This is a genomic window from Pseudomonas sp. KnCO4 (assembly GCF_045344305.1).
Classification (GTDB): domain Bacteria; phylum Pseudomonadota; class Gammaproteobacteria; order Pseudomonadales; family Pseudomonadaceae; genus Aquipseudomonas; species Aquipseudomonas anuradhapurensis.
Map to the genome: position 1 here is coordinate 3,739,830 of NZ_CP174199.1, position 18,486 is coordinate 3,758,315.

Consider the following 18,486-nt stretch of genomic DNA (forward strand, 5'->3'; position numbering starts at 1 on the left):
AACGAGTGACATTAAGCTAGCACGACCAAAGACAACTTTACACCGTCTGTCGCACATGGCGGGGGCATTTCGCTTCAGAATATGCCCCAGCGCTGCCTGTCAGGCATCGACCATGGCCATGGCCTCCTCCACATCCACCGCGACCAGCCGTGAACAGCCCGGTTCATGCATGGTCACGCCCATCAGCTGGTCGGCCATCTCCATCGCGATCTTGTTATGGGTGATGTAGATGAACTGCACGCTTTCACTCATTTCCTTGACTAGGCGGGCATAACGCCCGACGTTGGCATCGTCCAGCGGCGCATCGACCTCGTCGAGCATGCAGAACGGTGCGGGGTTCAACTTGAAGATGGCAAACACCAGCGCCAGTGCGGTCAGTGCCTTTTCGCCGCCGGACAGCAGATGGATGGTGCTGTTCTTCTTGCCCGGTGGTCGCGCCATGATCGTTACCCCTGTATCGAGTAGATCTTCGCCCGTCAGTTCCAGATAAGCGCTGCCACCACCGAAAACTTTTGGGAAAAGTGCCTGTAATCCGGCATTTATCTGATCAAAGGTATCCTTGAAGCGGTTGCGGGTTTCCTTGTCGATCTTGCGGATGACGTTTTCCAGGGTCTCCAGCGCCTCGACCAGGTCGGCGTCCTGGGCATCCAGGTAGCGCTTGCGCTCGGACTGCTGCTGGTACTCTTCGATGGCCGCCAGGTTGATCGCCCCCAGGCGCTGGATTCGCGCATCGAGCTGCTCCAGCTCCTGTTCAGTGCCTTGCTCGGTGGCGTCGGCCTCGAGGGTGGCGAGCACGCCTTGCAGGTCGTAACCATCGGCCAGCAACTGTTCCTGCAGGGTCTTGCGCCGCACGTCCAGGCCCTGGCACTCCAGGCGCAACTGCTCCAGCTGGCCACGCAGCAGCTGCGCTTGCTGCTCGGCCTGGGTGCGGCGCTTCTCCGCATCGCGCAGCTCACGGTCCGCTTCGTCCATGTGCAGGCGGGCCAGGCGCATTTCCTCATCGACGCCCATGCGCTGCTCCAGCAGCGCTTCGAGCTTCAGGCGCAGCTCCTCCAGCGGCGCCGCGCCTTCTTCCAGGTTCAGGCTCAATTGCTCCTGGCGCTCGGTCAGGCGCGCCGCCTGCTGCTCCAGGCGCTCCAGGGCCTGCCGGGTGGAATCGTGCTGGGCGCGCAGCGAGCCCAGGCGCACGGCCAGCTGGTGGGCGTGGTCCTTGTGCTGGCGGGCCTCCTGGCGCACGCGGTCGAGGTTTTCGCGCAGGGTGTCGCGGCGGGCCATCAACTGCTCGCGCTGCTCGGTGTCCTGGGCCATCAACTCCAAGGCTTCCTGCAGCAACAGGCGTGCTTCGCCCAGTTGTTCGTGCTCGAGGGCGCGCTGCTCTTCCAGCTCGGCCAGTTCTTCCTGCAGGCGCCGGCGACGCAGCTCGACCTGCTCGGCGCGCGCACGGCCGGCCGACAGGCTGGCGTTCAGCTCACCGTGCAGGCGGTTTTCTTCCTGGGTGCGGCGGCGCAGCTGTTCACGCTGCTCCTCCAGGCCCAGCTGTTGCTCGCGCAGGGCCTGCAACTGCTGCTCCAGCTGCTCGAGCGCCGCTTCCTGCTGCGCCTGCTCGTGGCCGAGGCGTTCGATTTCCTGGCCGCGCGCCAGCACCCCGCCTTCGGCCTCACCACCACGGCGTATGCGCAGGAAATGCCGGCCTACCCAATAGCCATCGCGGCTGACCAGGCTCTGGCCTTCACCGAGCGAGGCGCGCTGCGCCAGCGCTTGTGCCAGGTCTTCGACGGGCCGCACCTGGCCCAGCCAGGGCGCCAGGTCGATACCGCCGGAGACCTTTTCCAGCAAGCTGCCGGGCAGCGAAGCACTGGTGCCACTGGCCAGCAGCAGACGCAACTCGCCCTGCTCCAGGCCGGCAAAATCGAGGCGGTTGAAATCGTCCACCAGCACCGCCTGCAAGTCGGCGCCAAGCACCGTTTCCACGGCCAGCTCCCAGCCCGGCTCCACGCGCAGCCCTTCAGCCAGGCGCGGTTGCTGTTCAAGGCCTTGGCCGTACAACCAGTCGGCCGCCCCCGCGCCCGGCTCCAGCGCCGCCTGCTGCAAGGCTTCGAGTGACGCCAGGCGGCCACCCAGGCGCTGCAGGTCGCCCTGCGCCTGCTGCTGGGCCTGGGTGGCCTGGTGCAGTTGCTGGCGCAGGCCTTCCAGGCGCTCGACCACCTGCTCTTCGGACAACTGCAGCTCTTCGAGCAACATTTCGCTGCTGGCCAACTGCTCGGACAATTCCAGCATGGCGGCGTCCTGCGGGTCGCTGCCCAACTGCTCGCGCTCCTCGCCCTGCTTGCGCTGGCGTTCGGCCAAGCGCTCCAGGCTGGCCTCCAGCTGCACCAGGCGCGCCTGCTGCACTTCGGCCTGGCGGCGCGGCTCGGCGGAGCGGCTGTTGAAGCTGTCCCACTGCTCCTGCCAGCCGTGCATGCCCAGTTCGGCCTCTTCAAGGGCGGCGGCGGCTTCTTCGGCAGCGGCCAAGGTCATTTCCTGCTCGGGCTCGAGCATGGCCAGCTCTTCGCCCAGGGTCGCCAGCAGGGTGCGGTCGTGGCCCAGGTGCGATTCGGTCTCCAGGCGCGTGCGCTCGGCTTCCTTGAAGTCGTCCTGCAACTGGCGCAGGCGCTGCTGGCCGTGCTGGATGCTCTGCTCGACCCGGGCGATATCCCCTGCCACCGAATAGAAGCGGCCCTGCACCTGGTTGAAGCGCTCGGACAATTCGTGATGGCTATCGCGCAGGCGCTCGATGCTGGCATCGGCGTTGCGCTGCTCGGCGACCAACGCTTCATGGGACACGTCCTGGTCGCCGATCACCGCCTCGCGCTGGCGCACGCGGGCGTCCAGGTCGCGCCAGCGCAAGGCCGACAGGCGGGCCTTCAGCTGGCGTTCCTGGGCCTTGTATTCGCGGTACTTCTCGGCGGCCTGGGCCTGCCGGTGCAAGCGCTCCAGCTGGCGTTCCAGCTCTTCGCGCAGGTCGGTCAGGCGCGCCAGGTTCTCCTGGGTGCGGCGGATGCGGTTCTCGGTTTCGCGGCGGCGTTCCTTGTATTTGGAAATCCCGGCCGCTTCCTCGATGAAGTTGCGCAGTTCCTCGGGCTTGGCCTCGATCAGCTTGGAGATCATGCCCTGTTCGATGATCGAGTAACTGCGCGGCCCCAGGCCGGTACCGAGGAAGATGTCGGTGATGTCGCGGCGCCGGCACTTGGTGCCATTGAGGTAATAGCTGTTCTGCCCGTCACGGGTGACCTTGCGGCGGATCGAGATCTCGGCGTAGGCGGCATACTCGCCGACCAGGGTGGTTTCGCTGTTGTCGAACACCAGTTCGATGCTGGCCTGGCTGACCGGCTTGCGGCCACTGGAGCCGTTGAAGATGACGTCGGTCATCGACTCGCCGCGCAGGTTCTTCGCGGAGCTCTCGCCCATCACCCAGCGCACGGCATCGATGATGTTGGACTTGCCACAGCCGTTGGGGCCGACCACGGCCGCCATGTTGCTGGGGAAATTGACCGTGGTCGGGTCGACGAACGACTTGAACCCGGCCAGGCGAATGCACTTCAGGCGCATCGGTCAGCCTCTGGCCAGCGCCGCCAGCACCAGTTCGCAGCTGCGCTGGCAGTAGGCGGTCAGCACCTCGCGAATGCGCGGCAGGTCACGGGCGACCACGGCGTCGAGCAGGCGGGCGAACAGGTCGAGGTAATCGCTCATGCTGGCCTGGCGCTGATCCAGTGCCAGGTAGTAGGCGCGGCTCATGGCCGGCTGCAGGTTTTCCACGGTTTCCTGCAGGAACGGGTTGTCGGCGAATGGATAGGCCGCGCGCATGACTGCGAAACTGTCGGCGACGAAGGCCTTGATATCGAGCTGCTGATGGGCACGTTGCAGGCGCTGCTGGATGTCCAGGAACGGGCGCAGGTCAGCATCGGTGCGCCATTTTTGCGCGACCGCATTGCCCAGCAGGATGTAGAACTCGCTCATCAGCGCACACAGGCTGCGGACCCCGCGCTCGTCCAGTTCGGTCACGTGGGCACCACGGCGCGGCAGGATCGCGACCAGGTGACGGCGTTCGAGGATCAGCAGCGCTTCGCGCACCGAGCCACGGCTGACGTTGAGCGCCTGGGTGACCTTCAGCTCCTGGATACGCTCGCCTGGCGCCAGTTCGCCGCGGATGATGCGTTCGGCCAGGTAATCGGCAATCTGCTCGGAGAGGCTGTCCGGGGCCTTGAACGTCATGGTTGTCCTTCAAAATCAGTGAACTGGGCACAAGCAGCGGATTGTAGCGCACTTGCCCGGTAATCGCGCAGAGGGGCCAGGTGGTTTATTTGACCCGCCAGGCAACCTCGCGCCCGGCGCGATCTATGCTTGGCATATGGGCAATGTGAACCGTTGGGCAGCGACGCGCACAATTTCCTGACCTTTGAGTCAGAAAATTATTGACCAGCAGGACAGCTCTTGCTTAGAGTCCGCCCAACAACAATAAAACCATTGCGAGGCCATCCCCGTGATCCAGTTTCTCGTCAACCAGGAGCTGCGTAGTGAGCATGCCCTGGACCCGAACATGACGGTGCTGCAATACCTGCGCGAGCACCTGGGCAAACCTGGCACCAAGGAGGGCTGCGCCAGTGGTGACTGCGGCGCCTGCACCGTGGTGGTCGGTGAACTGACCCAGGACGACCAGGGCAACGACAGCCTGCGCTACCGCAGCCTCAACTCATGCCTGACGTTCGTATCGTCGCTGCATGGCAAGCAACTGATCAGCGTCGAAGGGCTCAAGCACCAAGGGCAACTGCACAGCGTGCAACAGGCCATGGCCGATTGCCATGGTTCGCAGTGCGGCTTCTGCACTCCCGGCTTCGTCATGTCGCTGTTCGCCCTGCAGAAGAACAGCAACGGCCCCGACCTGCACCAGGCCCAGGAAGCCCTGGCCGGCAACCTGTGCCGCTGCACCGGCTACCGGCCGATCCTGGAAGCCGCCGAGCAGAGCTGCCGGCAACCGTGCCGCGACCAGTTCGATGCCCAGCAGGCCCAGACCATGAGCCGCCTCAAGGCGATTGCCCCGACCCAGACTGGCGAGTTGAACAGCGGCGACAAACGCTGCCTGGTGCCGCTGACCGTGGCCGACCTGGCCGACCTGTACAGCTCGCACCCCGAGGCGCGGCTGCTGGCCGGCGGTACCGACCTGGCCCTGGAAGTCACCCAGTTCCACAAGACCTTGCCGGTGATGATCTACGTCGGCCACGTGGCCGAACTCAAGCGCATCGAGAAGACCGCCAGTCACCTGGAAATCGGCGCGGCCACCCCACTCACCGACTGCTACGGCGCACTGAACGAAGAGTACCCCGACTTCGGCGCCCTGCTGCACCGCTTCGCCTCGCTGCAGATCCGCAACCAGGGCACCCTGGGCGGCAACATCGGCAACGCTTCGCCGATCGGCGACTCGCCACCCTTGCTGATTGCCCTGGACGCGCAGATCGTCCTGCGCCAGGGCGAGCGCCAGCGGGTGATGGCGCTGGAAGACTATTTCATCGACTACCGCATCACTGCCCGCCAGGACAGCGAGTTCATCGAGAAGATCATCGTGCCACGCGCCACCCGCGACTGGGCGTTCCGCGCCTACAAGGTTTCCAAGCGCCTGGACGATGACATCTCTGCGGTGTGCGGGGCCTTCAACCTGAGCATCGAAGACGGTGTGGTCAGCGGCGTGCGCATCGCGTTCGGCGGCATGGCGGCCATCCCCAAGCGTGCCCGCGCCTGCGAGGCAGCGTTGCGCGGCAAGCCGTGGAACCAGGCCACCGTCGAGCGCGCGTGCCAGGCCCTGGCCGAAGACTTCACCCCGCTCAGCGACTTCCGCGCCAGCAAGGAATACCGCCTGCTGACCGCGCAGAACCTGCTGCGCAAGTACTTCATCGAACAGCAAACGCCGCACATCGAAACCCGGGTGACCGCTTATGTCTAACCATCACGTAGCCAAGAGCCAGGCCGAGATGGCCGCACTGTTCAGCCAGGACCTGACCACCGGGGTTGGCCGCAGCGTCAAGCATGACAGCGCCGACAAGCATGTGTCCGGCGAGGCGGTGTACATCGATGACCGCCTGGAATTCCCCAACCAGTTGCACGTCTACGCGCGCACCTCCGATCGCGCCCATGCGCGCATCCTGCGTATCGACACCACGCCCTGCTATGCCTTCGAAGGTGTGCGCATCGCCATCACCCACGAAGACATCCCCGGCCTCAAGGACATCGGCCCGGTAGTGGCCGGCGACCCGTTGCTGGCCATCGACAAGGTCGAGTACTTCGGCCAGCCGGTGCTCGCCGTGGCCGCGCGCGATCTCGACACCGCACGCCGTGCGGCGATGGCCGCGATCGTCGAGTACGAAGACCTGGAGCCAGTGCTGGATGTGGTCGAAGCACTGCGCAAGAAGCACTTCGTGCTCGACAGCCACACCCACCAGCGTGGCGACGCCGCTGCCGCCCTGGCCACCGCCCCGCACCGCCTCCAGGACACCCTGCACATCGGTGGCCAGGAGCACTTCTACCTGGAAACGCAGATCTCCTCGGTAATGCCCACCGAAGATGGCGGCATGATCGTCTACTGCTCCACGCAGAACCCTACCGAAGTGCAGAAGCTGGTCGCCGAAGTGCTCGACGTGCCGATGAACAAGGTGGTGCTGGACATGCGCCGCATGGGTGGCGGTTTTGGCGGCAAGGAAACCCAGGCCGCCAGCCCGGCGTGCCTGTGCGCCGTCATTGCGCGCCTGACCGGGCAACCGACCAAGATGCGCCTGCCAAGGGTCGAGGACATGACCATGACCGGCAAGCGCCACCCCTTCTATGTCGAGTACGACGTGGGCTTCGATGACGACGGCCGCCTGCATGGCATCAACCTCGACCTGGCCGGCAACTGCGGCTACTCACCCGACCTGTCCGGCTCGATCGTCGACCGCGCCATGTTCCACTCCGACAACGCCTACTACCTGGGCGATGCCACCGTGCACGGCCACCGCTGCAAGACCAACACCGCCTCCAACACCGCCTACCGCGGCTTTGGCGGCCCGCAGGGGATGGTCGCCATCGAGCAGGTGATGGACCACATCGCCCGGCACCTGGGCCGCGACCCGCTGGCGGTGCGCAAGGCCAACTACTACGGCAAGCGCGAGCGCAACGTCACCCACTACTACCAGACCGTCGAGCACAACATGCTCGAGGAAATGACCGCCGAACTGGAAGCCAGCAGCGACTATGCCGAGCGCCGCGAATCGATCCGCCGCTTCAATGCCAACAGCCCGGTGCTGAAAAAAGGCCTGGCGCTGACCCCGGTGAAGTTCGGCATCTCGTTCACCGCCACCTTCCTCAACCAGGCCGGTGCGCTGATCCACATCTACACCGACGGCAGCATCCACCTCAACCACGGCGGCACCGAGATGGGCCAGGGCCTGAACACCAAGGTGGCCCAGGTGGTGGCGCAGGTGTTCCAGGTCGATTTCAGCCGCATCCAGATCACCGCCACCAACACCGACAAGGTGCCCAACACCTCGCCGACCGCCGCCTCCAGTGGCGCCGACCTGAACGGCAAGGCGGCGCAGAATGCCGCCGAGATCCTCAAGCAGCGCCTGACCGAGTTCGCCGCGCGGCACTACCAGGTAACCGAGGAAGACGTCGAGTTCCGTAACGGCCATGTGCGCGTGCGCGACCAGATCGTCAGCTTCGAGCAACTGGTGCAGCAGGCCTACTTCGCCCAGGTGTCGCTGTCCAGCACTGGCTTCTACCGCACACCGAAGATCTACTACGACCGCAACCAGGCGCGCGGCCGGCCGTTCTACTACTTCGCCTTCGGCGCCGCCTGCGTGGAGGTGATCCTCGACACCCTGACCGGCGAGTACAAGATGCTGCGCGCCGACATCCTGCACGACGTGGGCGCTTCGTTGAACCCGGCCATCGACATTGGCCAGGTGGAAGGCGGCTTCATTCAGGGCATGGGCTGGCTGACCAGCGAAGAACTGGTGTGGAACGCCAAGGGCAAGCTGGTGACCAACGGCCCGGCCAGCTACAAGATCCCCGCCGTGGCCGACATGCCGCTGGACCTGCGGGTGAAGCTGGTGGAAAACCGCAAGAACCCGGAAGACACCGTGTTCCACTCCAAGGCCGTGGGCGAACCACCGTTCATGCTCGGCATCGCCGCCTGGTGCGCGATCAAGGACGCCGTGGCCAGCATCGCCGACTACCGCGTGCAGCCCGCCATCGATGCACCGGCAACGCCGGAGCGGGTGTTGTGGGGTTGCGAGCAGATGCGCAAGGCGGCGGCTGCAGCGCAACCTGCCGAGCCGCAACTGGAAAGCGTCCCGCAGTAACGCCGCCGGCGCGCTTTTTGTAGGAGCGGCCTTGTGTCGCGAAAGGGCCGCGCAGCGGCCCCAAAATTCGAACAGCAACATGGCTTTCTGGGGCTGCTGCGCAGCCCTTTCGCGACACAAGGCCGCTCCTACACAAAGCGGACCGCGTTGCCCTGGAGAGGATCTGCATCATGCACCAATGGATCAACGCCCTCGCCGACCACCAGTCCCGTGGTGAAGCCTGCGTGCTGGTCACCATCATCGAGGAGCGCGGCTCGACCCCGCGCAACGCTGGCTCGAAAATGGTCGTCAGCGCCACCGGCCTGTTCGACACCATCGGCGGTGGCCACCTGGAATACAAGGCGCTGCACATCGCCCGGCAGATGCTCGAGGAGCAGCGCAGCACCCCGCACCTGGAGCGCTTCAGCCTCGGCGCCAGCCTGGGCCAATGCTGCGGCGGCATCACCGTGCTGCTGTTCGAGCCGATGGCCGCCGTGCAGGCGCAAATCGCCGTGTTCGGCGCGGGCCATGTCGGCCGCGCTCTGGTACCCTTGCTCGCCGCGCTGCCCTGCCGGGTGCGCTGGATCGATTCGCGCGAGCAGGAATTCCCGGCCCTGGTGCCCGACGGGGTAACCAAGGTGGTCAGCGAGGAACCGGTCGACGAAGTCGCCAGCCTGCCAGCGGGCTGCTACTGCATCGTCATGACCCACAACCACCAGCTCGACCTGGAGCTGAGCGCCGCCATCCTCAAGCGCAACGACTTCACCTGGTTCGGCCTGATCGGCTCGAAGACCAAGCGGGTCAAGTTCGAACACCGCCTGCGCGAGCGCGGCTACGACGAGGCCGTGCTGGCACGCATGCGTTGCCCGATGGGCCTGGCCGAGGTCAAGGGCAAGCTGCCCATCGAGATCGCCGTGTCCATCGCCGCCGAGATCATCGCCACCTACAACGCCTGCTTCGGCCAGCACGACGCTGCGGCCAATGCCGGCCCCATTGCCCAGTTGCTGCCGCCCTCCCGGCGCAGCCAAGCCCATTGACGAGTGTGTTATGACCGTTACCCGCAAAGCCTACCGTGCCGCCATCCTGCACAGCATCGCCGACCCGGCCGAGGTGGGCATGGAGGCCTCCCATGAGTACTTCGAGGACGGCCTGCTGGTGGTCGACGATGGCCGCATCCGCGCCGTTGGCCATGCCAGCGAACTGCTGCCGAGCCTGGATGCCGACATCCCGGTCGAGCACTACCAGGACGCGCTGATCACCCCAGGCTTCATCGACACCCATATCCACTTCCCGCAGACCGGCATGATCGGTTCCTACGGCGAACAGCTGCTGGACTGGCTGAATACCTACACCTTCCCTTGCGAAAAGCAGTTTGCCGACAAGGATCACGCCGACCAGGTCGCGAAGATCTTCCTCAAGGAACTGCTGCGCAACGGCACGACCACTGCGCTGGTGTTCGGCAGCGTGCACCCGCAATCGGTCAATGCCCTGTTCGAAGAGGCCGAGCGCCTCGACCTGCGCCTGATCGCCGGCAAGGTGATGATGGACCGCAACGCGCCGGACTACCTGACCGATACCGCCGAGTCCGGCTACGCCGAAAGCAAGGCGCTGATCGAGCGCTGGCATGGCAAGGGCCGCCTGCACTATGCCGTCACCCCGCGTTTCGCCCCGACCAGCACCCCGCAACAGCTGACCCTGGCCGGCCAGTTGCTCAAGGAGCACCCGGGCGTGTACATGCACACGCACCTGTCGGAAAACCTCAAGGAAATCGATTGGGTCAAGTCGCTGTTCCCCGAGCAGAAGGGCTACCTCGACGTGTACGACCACTTCGAGCTGCTGGGCGAGCGCTCGGTGTTCGCCCATGGCGTGCACCTGTGCGACGAGGAATGCCAGCGCCTGGCGGAAACCGGCTCGGCCGTGGCCTTCTGCCCCACCTCCAACCTGTTCCTCGGCAGCGGCCTGTTCAACCTGCCGCAGGCCGAGCGCTTCAAGGTCAACGTGGGCCTGGGCACCGACGTCGGTGCCGGCACCAGCTTCTCGCTGCTCAACACCCTCAACGAAGCGTACAAGGTGATGCAGCTGCAGGGCGCGCGCCTGCACCCGTACAAGTCGCTGTACCTGGCCACCCTCGGCGGCGCCCGGGCGCTGCGCCTGGACGACCGCATCGGCAGCCTGCGCCCGGGTAACGATGCCGACTTCGTGGTGCTGGACTACAAGGCCACGCCGCTGCTGGACTACCGTATCCAGCAGTCCAACAGCATTGAAGAGACGCTGTTCGTGCTCACTACCCTGGGCGACGATCGCACCGTGCGCGAAACCTACGCCGCCGGGCGTTGCGTGCACCAGCGTTAAGGTTCTTTTGACAAGCCTCGGTATAGCGAGCCGCCGATTGCAGCACCGATCAGCGGCGCTATCCAGAACAGCCACAGCTGTTGCAGCGCCCAGCCACCGACAAACAAGGCCGGCCCCGTGCTACGCGCGGGGTTGACCGAGGTATTGGTCACCGGGATCGAGATCAAGTGAATCAGCGTCAGGGCCATGCCGATGGCGATCGGCGCAAAGCCTGCCGGCGCGCGCACGTCGGTGGCGCCCATGATCACCACCAGGAACATCGCCGTCATCACTACCTCACTGACGAAGCCTGCCCCCAGCGAGTAGCCGCCGGGCGAGTGCTCGGCGTAGCCATTGGAGGCCAGGCCTGATGACAGTTCAAAACCTGCCTTGCCACTGGCGATGAAATAGATCACCGCTGCCGCCAGAATCGCACCGGTCACCTGGGCGATCACGTAGGGCAGCAGCTCCTTGGCCGGAAAGCGCCCGCCCACCACCAGTCCGAACGACACCGCGGGGTTGAGATGACAGCCAGAGATATGGCCAATGGCGAAAGCCATGGTCAGCACGGTGAGACCAAAGGCGAAAGCGACACCGAGAACACCAATGCCAATGGGGGAACTGGCTGCGAGCACCGCACTGCCACAGCCACCAAGCACCAGCCAGAAGGTGCCAACCAGCTCGGCACCCATGCGCACACCCAGAGACGTAGTCATGGACCTCTCCTCAAGTAGTTGAACGCAAAATGCGCAAGCCCAACCACATTGAAAAGGGGTTTGCAACTAGTAAATCTATCAGGTGTACGGCCAAAGGCCAGCAAGAAAAAGGGCCGCATGGCGGCCCCTTCGATTCCTGGCAAACGATCAACCCTTGGCGGCTGCCTTGGGCTTTTTCAGCAGGTGCGAAAACACCGCATGCAGGTCGTCCGAGGCGCTTTCCTCGTCCAGGTTCAGCTTGCTGTCGATGTGGTCCATGTGGTGCATCATCAGGCTCACGGCCTGCTCGGCATCACGCGCCTCGATGGCATCGATCAGTTGCATGTGCTCGTCATACGAGCAGTGCGAGCGGTTGCCGCTTTCGTACTGGGCAATGATCAGCGAGGTCTGCGACACCAGGCTGCGCTGGAAGCTGACCAGCGGCGCGTTACCGGCAGCCTCTGCCAGCTTGAGGTGGAACTCGCCGGACAGGCGGATGCCGGCGCCCCGGTCACCGCGGGAAAAGCTGTCGCGCTCGTCGCGCACCATCTGCCGCAGTTCGTTGAGCTGCTCTGGCGTGGCGTGCTGCACCGCCAGCTCGGTGATGGCCCGCTCGACCATGCGCCGCGAGAAGAATACCTGACGGGCTTCTTCCACCGTGGGGCTGGCCACCACGGCGCCACGGTTCGGCCGTAGCAGCACCACGCTTTCGTGGGCCAGGCGCGACAAGGCACGGCGGATGATGGTGCGGCTGACGCCGAAGATCTCGCCCAGCGCTTCCTCGCTCAACTTGGTGCCCGGAGCCAGACGCTGCTCGAGGATCGCCTCGAAGATGTGCGCGTAGACGATGTCGTCCTGGGTACCACTGCGGCCGGCCTTGCCGTTGCGCGCAGGTTTCTTCAGAGGTTGCAGCTGTTCGTTCATGGGCTCTCGAGGCACGAAGGAAAGTATGGCGCCATTGTACACAGGCTGAGCCGATTCTGCAGGTGGCCTTTTACCTATATAGCCGTTGTACGCCACAGTGCGCACACAAAACATAAAACATTATTTGCATTCTTTGTACACAAAAGCATAATCCACCGAGCAACTTCTTGACCTGCAAGTCAATAAAAAGCGGTCAGACGTCTGCCTTCCCTCGCGGGGCCGCCAAGTGCATTGCGCAGGAACCGGGCCCAAGAACAACAAGAAAGACTTGAGGAGTACCTGCTGTGGAAAGCCGCAAATCCGAAGCCCCTACGCTGGATCTCGCCCCACCGCTCGAAACGAGCTGGCTGGAGCGGATTTTCAAACTCAAGCAACACGGCAGTACCGTCAGGACCGAACTGATCGCCGGGGTGACCACCTTCATCACCATGGCCTACATCATCTTCGTCAACCCCAATATCATGGCCGACGCTGGCATCGACCACGGCGCCGCCTTCGTCGCCACCTGCATCGCCGCCGCACTGGGCTGCCTGCTGATGGGCCTGTATGCCAACTGGCCGGTGGGGCTGGCGCCCGGCATGGGCCTCAACGCCTTCTTCACCTACACCGTGGTCGGCACCATGGGCTACAACTGGGAAACGGCACTCGGGGCGGTGTTCGTCTCGGGCGTGCTGTTCATGTTCCTGACCTTGTCGAAAGTGCGCGAATGGTTGCTCAACAGCATCCCGGTCAGCCTGCGCCATGCCATGGGGGCCGGCGTCGGATTGTTTCTCGGGCTGATCGGCCTGAAGACGGCAGGCATCATCGTCGACAGCCCCGCCACCCTGATCAAGCTGGGCTCGCTGCACGAGCCAGGGCCGCTGCTGGCGGCGCTGTGCTTCCTGCTGATCGCCATCCTCAGCTACAAGCGGGTGTTCGGCGCGATCCTGATCAGCATCATCGGCGTCACCCTGGCGGGCTGGGGCCTGGGCCTGGTCAAGTTTGGCGGGGTGATGTCGATGCCGCCGAGCCTGGCCCCGACCTGGATGGCCATGGATGTGGCCGGGGTGTTCAACGTCAGCATGATCAGCGTGGTGCTGGCGTTCCTTTTCGTGCACATGTTCGACACGGCCGGCACCCTGATGGGCGTGGCGCAGCGGGCCAACCTGGTGGCGCCGGACGGGCGCATCGAAAACCTGTCGCGGGCGTTGAAGGCCGACAGTGCTTCGAGCGTGTTCGGTGCCGTGGTCGGTGTGCCGCCGGTGACCAGTTACGTGGAGAGTGCTGCCGGCGTCGCCGCAGGTGGCCGCACCGGGCTGACGGCGGTGGTGGTCGGCGTGCTGTTCATTGCCGCGATGTTCTTCGCGCCACTGGCCGGGATGATTCCCGCCTACGCGACTGCCGGTGCGCTGATCTACGTGGCGATGCTGATGATGGGCAGCATGGCCCACATCCATTGGGACGAAGCTACCGACAGCATTCCGGCGATCGTCACGGTGATCATGATGCCGCTGACCTTCTCCGTCGCCGATGGTATCGCCCTGGGCTTCATCAGCTACGTGGCGCTGAAGGCGGGTACCGGCAAGTACAAGGAAATCTCCGCCAGCCTGTGGGTGCTGTGCGCGATCTTCATTGCCAAGTTCGTGTTCCTCTGACCCCAGCTGCAGCAACCAAGGGCGCTTCGGCGCCCTTTCTTCATTTGGCCGGCATCAATCTGCTGGCTTTTGTAGGAGCGGCCTTGTGTCGCGAAAGGGCTGCGCAGCAGCCCCGGCAATTTGTGCATCTGCGCTGCAACCCTGGGGCTGCTGCGCAGCCCTTTCGCGACACAAGGCCGCTCCTACCGGGGCCCGCGCTAGCGATCGGATGGCGGCTGGCTGGCCGGTGACAAACAGCAGACGAAAAAAAGCCCGCCAGTGTGAGAGCGGGCCAAGGACCTACGAAGATTCTTCTAGCGACCAACTAGCTTCCACGATAGGTCGAATAGCTGTACGGCGAGATCAGCAGTGGCACGTGATAGTGCTCTTGCTGCTGGTCAATGCCAAAACGCAGCACGACAACATCCAGGAACGCCTGGGCCGGCAGCTGCACGCCGCGGGCGCGGTAGTAATCGCCAGCACTGAACTGCAGTTGGTAGACACCGGTGCGGTAGTCGTCACCCTGCAGCAGCGGCGCGTCGACGCGGCCATCGCTGTTGGTCAGGGCAGTGTTCACCAGCTCCAGCTGCTGGCCTTCGACACGGTACAGCTCGACCTTGATCGAGCTGCCCGGGCAGCCATGCGCGGCATCCAGTACGTGTGTGGTCAAACGTCCCATTGCTTGTCGCCTCTTGTTCAATCTGTGGGCAAAAAATACACGGCCAGCATCACGGCAAAGGCCATCGATGCGCGGGAAGGACACCATTAAGACATTTGAACGAAAGATTGTACACAATTTTTTGAACCAATCCGCTTCACCGGGCGTTTCCCGCCCAGCCGCTCCCTTTTGTTGGCAAATACACGGGCAACTCAGGCTCCGAGCCGACGACAACGTCCCAAGCTGACCAATCAGGCAGGTTTCTTGCAATGAAATTCCGGGCCGCTGCCAAGCGACAAAAGGGAAGAAATGCGGAAAAACAGGCTTACAAAAGATTTCAGAAGTTGTATACAATCAGCCCATCCGGTGGTGCGACATCCCGACGCGGCCCGCCCACCCCCGCACAAACGCACAAGAAGGAAGACTGCAGTGAGCGCTGACTATCCTCGCGACCTGATCGGTTACGGCAACAACCCTCCTCACCCGCAATGGCCGGGCAACGCTCGCATCGCGCTGTCTTTCGTCCTCAACTACGAGGAAGGCGGCGAACGCAACATTCTGCACGGGGACAAGGAATCCGAAGCGTTCCTCTCTGAAATGGTCGCCGCCCAGCCGCTGCAGGGCGTGCGCAACATGAGCATGGAATCGCTCTACGAGTACGGCAGCCGCGCCGGCGTGTGGCGCCTGCTGAAACTGTTCAAGGACAGCGGCGTACCGCTGACCATCTTCGCCGTGGCCATGGCCGCCCAGCGCCACCCCGACGTGATCCGTGCCATGGTCGAAGCCGGCCATGAGATCTGCAGCCACGGCTACCGTTGGATCGACTACCAGTACATGGACGAGGCCCAGGAGCGCGAGCACATGCTCGAAGCCATCCGCATCCTTACCGAAATCACCGGCGAACGCCCGCTGGGCTGGTACACCGGCCGCACCGGCCCGAACACCCGTCGCCTGGTGATGGAGGAAGGTGGCTTCCTCTACGACAGTGACACCTATGACGACGACCTGCCCTACTGGGAGCCGAACAACCCCACCGGCAAGCCGCACCTGGTGATCCCCTACACCCTCGACACCAACGACATGCGCTTCACCCAGGTACAAGGCTTCAACTGCGGCGAGCAGTTCTTCCAGTACCTCAAGGATGCCTTCGATGTGCTGTACGCCGAAGGTGCCGAAGCACCGAAAATGCTGTCGATCGGCCTGCATTGCCGCCTGGTCGGGCGCCCGGCGCGCCTGGCCGCGCTGAAGCGCTTCGTCGACTACGCCAAAAGCCATGACCAGGTCTGGTTCGCCCGTCGCGTGGACATCGCCCGCCACTGGCACACCACCCACCCGTACCAGAAAGAGAACGCCTGATGACCGCCTTCAAGACCCTCAAGCCATCCGCCCTGGACCGTGAAGCCTTCGTCAAGGCCTTCGCCGACATCTACGAGCACTCGCCCTGGGTTGCGGAAAAAGCCTACGACCTGGGCCAGTTGGCTGAACTGGACGAGATCGAGGCGCTGCACCAGCGCATGAGCGACATCCTGCTCAGCGCCAGCCACGCCGAGCAGCTGGCGCTGATCAACGCGCACCCGGACCTGGCTGGCAAGGCGGCTATCCAGGGCGAACTGACCGAGTCGAGCACCAACGAGCAGGCCGGCGCCGGTATCCACCAGTGCACCGCGGAAGAATTCGCCCGTTTCACCGAGCTGAACGACGCCTACAAGGCCAAATTCCAGTTCCCGTTCATCATGGCGGTAAAAGGCAGCAACCGGCACCAGATCCTCGCCGCTTTCGAAAAGCGCATCCACAACGACGCCGATGCCGAATTCAAGGAAGCCCTGGCGCAGATCAACCTGATCGCGCTGTTCCGCCTGCTGCAGCTGTAACCGGCGCGGCAACCCTTGACCTGAACCAGAACAACGAACATAGAAGAGATATCCGCATGCGCACCCTGATGATCGAGCCCCTGAGCAAAGAAGCCTTCGCCCCCTTCGGAGACGTGATCGAAACCGATGGCAGCGACCACTTCATGATCAACAACGGCTCGACCATGCGCTTCCACAAGCTCGCCACGGTGGAAACCGCCGAGCCTGAAGACAAGGCGATCATCAGCATCTTCCGCGCCGACGCGCTGGACATGCCGCTGACCGTGCGCATGCTGGAACGCCATCCGCTGGGCAGCCAGGCTTTCATCCCGCTGCTCGGCAACCCCTTTCTGATCGTGGTCGCGCCGGTTGGCGATGCACCTGTATCAGGCTTGGTCCGGGCCTTCCGCAGTAATGGCAGGCAGGGCGTTAATTACCATCGCGGCGTCTGGCACCACCCGGTGCTGACGATCGAAAAGCGGGATGACTTCCTGGTGGTTGATCGCAGCGGTTCTGGCAACAACTGCGACGAGCATTACTTCACCGAGGAACAGATGCTGATCCTCAATCCCCACCAATAAGAAAAGGTCGGTCATGCAACGGCCCAGCCTGAGCGGGTGACCGGCAAGAGGTACATACTGTGGAAGCACACCTTCACGAATGGCTGAACCTGAGCATTCGCTGGGTTCACATGATCACCGGCGTAGCCTGGATCGGTGCATCGTTCTACTTCGTCTGGCTGGAGAACCACCTGAACCGAAGCAACCCGCGCGATGGGTTGTCGGGTGATCTCTGGGCAATTCACGGCGGTGGTATCTACCACCTGGAGAAATACAAGCTCGCACCACCGAAAATGCCCGAGAACCTGCACTGGTTCAAATGGGAAGCCTACTTCACCTGGATGTCCGGTATCGCCCTGCTGTGCGTGGTGTTCTACTGGAACCCGACGCTGTACCTGCTGGCCCCTGGCAGCACCTTGAGCGGTGCCGAAGGCGTGGCCATCGGTATCGGCTCGCTGATCGCCGGCTGGTTCATCTACGACTTCCTGTGCGACTCGCCCCTGGGCAAGAAGCCAGCGCTGCTCGGTGCCGTGCTGTTCGTGCTGATCATCGCCGCCTGCTGGGGCTTCAGCCTGGTGTTCAGCGGCCGTGGTGCGTACCTGCACACTGGCGCGATCATCGGCACCATCATGGTCGGCAACGTGTTCCGCATCATCATGCCGGCCCAGCGCCAGTTGGTGGCGGCGATCGAGAACAACCAGACGCCCGACCCGGTTCTGCCGGCCAAGGGCCTGCTGCGCTCGCGCCACAACAACTACTTCACCCTGCCGGTGCTGTTCATCATGATCAGCAACCACTTCCCGAGCACCTACGGTAGCCAGTACAACTGGCTGATCCTGGCCGGTATTGCCGTAGCCGCGGTACTCATCCGCCACTACTTCAACACCCGCCATGACAGCAACAAGTACGCCTGGACCCTGCCGGTCGGTGCCCTGGCGATGATCTGCCTGGCCTACGTGACCGGCCCCAAGCCGATGCCCACCAGCCCTGAGCAGGCCGCAGCGAAGATCGAGTACCAGCCGCTGCCGGCGACCGCGGTCGGTGGCAAGACCGCTGCCGAGCAACGTGCCGAGGACGCCGCCAAGGCTGCCGCTGCACCTGCCGCGCCCGCCGAAGCCCCAGCCCAGGCCACGGCCCAGGCGGGCGGCGAGAGCTTCGACAAGATCCACAATGTCATCCAGGAACGCTGCACCGTGTGCCACTCGTCCAAGCCGACCAGCCCACTGTTCAGCAGCGCGCCTGCCGGCGTGATGTTCGACACCCCGCAGCAGATCCAGGCCCAGGCCGCGCGCATCCAGGCGCAAGCGGTCGCCAGCCAGATCATGCCGCTGGGCAACATCACCCAGATGACCACCGAAGAGCGCAAGCTCGTCGGTGACTGGATCGCCAAGGGCGCGCCGGTCAACTGAAACACCCCTGTCGGGGCAACACCGCTTCCTGTGGGAGCGGGTTTACCCGCGAAGAGGCCGGCACATCCGGCCTCGAACCCGAAGATTGATGCAACAAGCAA

Annotated in this window: 14 protein-coding genes; 9 read left to right on the top strand and 5 right to left on the bottom strand. The window is 64.0% G+C overall.

The window, feature by feature from the left end; genetic code table 11:
- Positions 1-99: 99 nt before the first annotated feature.
- Together smc and ACJA3S_RS17435 are read right to left on the bottom strand one after the other, a co-directional pair.
- Positions 100-3,588, bottom strand: a complete 3,489-nt coding sequence (smc, locus tag ACJA3S_RS17430; protein ID WP_406819423.1) for a chromosome segregation protein SMC — start codon at positions 3,586-3,588, stop codon at positions 100-102.
- 3 nt (positions 3,589-3,591) lie between these two features.
- A complete protein-coding gene (locus ACJA3S_RS17435; RefSeq protein ID WP_170030983.1) occupies positions 3,592-4,251 on the bottom strand; it encodes a GntR family transcriptional regulator in 660 nt (219 codons plus the stop codon).
- Between the two features lie 268 nt (positions 4,252-4,519).
- Here ACJA3S_RS17435 and xdhA point away from each other — a divergent pair, with 268 nt between their 5' ends.
- The 4 genes from xdhA (at position 4,520) to guaD (ending at position 10,697) form a co-directional block, all read left to right on the top strand.
- The gene (gene xdhA / locus ACJA3S_RS17440; protein WP_406819424.1) at positions 4,520-5,974 is read left to right on the top strand and encodes a xanthine dehydrogenase small subunit; all 1,455 of its coding nucleotides are present in this window, start codon (positions 4,520-4,522) and stop codon (positions 5,972-5,974) included.
- A complete protein-coding gene (gene xdhB, locus ACJA3S_RS17445; protein ID WP_406819425.1) occupies positions 5,967-8,366 on the top strand; it encodes a xanthine dehydrogenase molybdopterin binding subunit in 2,400 nt (799 codons plus the stop codon). Before xdhA ends, xdhB begins: the two co-directional genes overlap by 8 nt.
- Positions 8,367-8,536: 170 nt before the next feature.
- On the top strand, positions 8,537-9,382 hold the full coding sequence (gene xdhC, locus ACJA3S_RS17450) for a xanthine dehydrogenase accessory protein XdhC (protein WP_406819426.1): 846 nt from the start codon (positions 8,537-8,539) through the stop codon (positions 9,380-9,382).
- A 10-nt stretch (positions 9,383-9,392) separates the two neighbouring features.
- Complete coding sequence (guaD, locus tag ACJA3S_RS17455) at positions 9,393-10,697, top strand: guanine deaminase (RefSeq protein WP_406819427.1); 1,305 nt, start codon at positions 9,393-9,395, stop codon at positions 10,695-10,697.
- On the opposite strand, the gene aqpZ is transcribed toward guaD, so the two are convergent.
- Positions 10,694-11,392, bottom strand: a complete 699-nt coding sequence (aqpZ, locus tag ACJA3S_RS17460; protein WP_406819428.1) for an aquaporin Z — start codon at positions 11,390-11,392, stop codon at positions 10,694-10,696. The two genes, guaD and aqpZ, sit on opposite strands and share 4 nt — an antisense overlap.
- 147 nt (positions 11,393-11,539) lie before the next feature.
- Entirely contained in the window at positions 11,540-12,295 is a 756-nt protein-coding gene (locus ACJA3S_RS17465) for a GntR family transcriptional regulator (protein ID WP_170030993.1), read from the bottom strand.
- 284 nt (positions 12,296-12,579) lie between these two features.
- On the opposite strand from ACJA3S_RS17465, the gene ACJA3S_RS17470 reads away from it, so the two are divergent.
- On the top strand, positions 12,580-13,929 hold the full coding sequence (locus ACJA3S_RS17470; RefSeq protein ID WP_170030995.1) for an NCS2 family permease: 1,350 nt from the start codon (positions 12,580-12,582) through the stop codon (positions 13,927-13,929).
- Between the two features lie 304 nt (positions 13,930-14,233).
- Here ACJA3S_RS17470 and uraH read toward each other — a convergent pair whose 3' ends face one another.
- A complete protein-coding gene (gene uraH, locus ACJA3S_RS17475; RefSeq protein WP_170030997.1) occupies positions 14,234-14,587 on the bottom strand; it encodes a hydroxyisourate hydrolase in 354 nt (117 codons plus the stop codon).
- A 408-nt stretch (positions 14,588-14,995) separates the two neighbouring features.
- On the opposite strand from uraH, the gene puuE reads away from it, so the two are divergent.
- The 4 genes from puuE to ACJA3S_RS17495 are packed head-to-tail and all read left to right on the top strand — an operon-like array spanning position 14,996 to position 18,385.
- Complete coding sequence (puuE, locus tag ACJA3S_RS17480; RefSeq protein WP_170030999.1) at positions 14,996-15,922, top strand: allantoinase PuuE; 927 nt, start codon at positions 14,996-14,998, stop codon at positions 15,920-15,922.
- Positions 15,922-16,437 carry a 2-oxo-4-hydroxy-4-carboxy-5-ureidoimidazoline decarboxylase gene (gene uraD, locus ACJA3S_RS17485; RefSeq protein ID WP_170031001.1) on the top strand — a complete coding sequence of 172 codons (516 nt, stop codon included), beginning with the start codon at positions 15,922-15,924 and terminating at the stop codon, positions 16,435-16,437. The genes puuE and uraD overlap by 1 nt, the downstream gene beginning before the upstream one ends.
- Positions 16,438-16,493: 56 nt before the next feature.
- The gene (locus ACJA3S_RS17490; protein WP_056801462.1) at positions 16,494-16,997 is read left to right on the top strand and encodes an ureidoglycolate lyase; all 504 of its coding nucleotides are present in this window, start codon (positions 16,494-16,496) and stop codon (positions 16,995-16,997) included.
- A 59-nt stretch (positions 16,998-17,056) separates the two neighbouring features.
- Positions 17,057-18,385, top strand: coding sequence for a urate hydroxylase PuuD (locus ACJA3S_RS17495; protein ID WP_170031003.1), 1,329 nt, complete (start codon positions 17,057-17,059; stop codon positions 18,383-18,385).
- Positions 18,386-18,486 lie beyond the last annotated feature (101 nt).

Bases quoted from the DNA above. Each gene is read 5' to 3' on its own strand.
- smc (WP_406819423.1), bottom strand. From the start codon at position 3,588: ATGCGCCTGAAGTGCATTCGCCTGGCCGGGTTCAAGTCGTTCGTCGAC.
- ACJA3S_RS17435 (WP_170030983.1), bottom strand. From the start codon at position 4,251: ATGACGTTCAAGGCCCCGGACAGCCTCTCCGAGCAGATTGCCGATTAC.
- xdhB (WP_406819425.1), top strand. From the start codon at position 5,967: ATGTCTAACCATCACGTAGCCAAGAGCCAGGCCGAGATGGCCGCACTG.
- xdhC (WP_406819426.1), top strand. From the start codon at position 8,537: ATGCACCAATGGATCAACGCCCTCGCCGACCACCAGTCCCGTGGTGAA.
- guaD (WP_406819427.1), top strand. From the start codon at position 9,393: ATGACCGTTACCCGCAAAGCCTACCGTGCCGCCATCCTGCACAGCATC.
- aqpZ (WP_406819428.1), bottom strand. From the start codon at position 11,392: ATGACTACGTCTCTGGGTGTGCGCATGGGTGCCGAGCTGGTTGGCACC.
- ACJA3S_RS17465 (WP_170030993.1), bottom strand. From the start codon at position 12,295: ATGAACGAACAGCTGCAACCTCTGAAGAAACCTGCGCGCAACGGCAAG.
- uraH (WP_170030997.1), bottom strand. From the start codon at position 14,587: ATGGGACGTTTGACCACACACGTACTGGATGCCGCGCATGGCTGCCCG.
- uraD (WP_170031001.1), top strand. From the start codon at position 15,922: ATGACCGCCTTCAAGACCCTCAAGCCATCCGCCCTGGACCGTGAAGCC.
- ACJA3S_RS17490 (WP_056801462.1), top strand. From the start codon at position 16,494: ATGCGCACCCTGATGATCGAGCCCCTGAGCAAAGAAGCCTTCGCCCCC.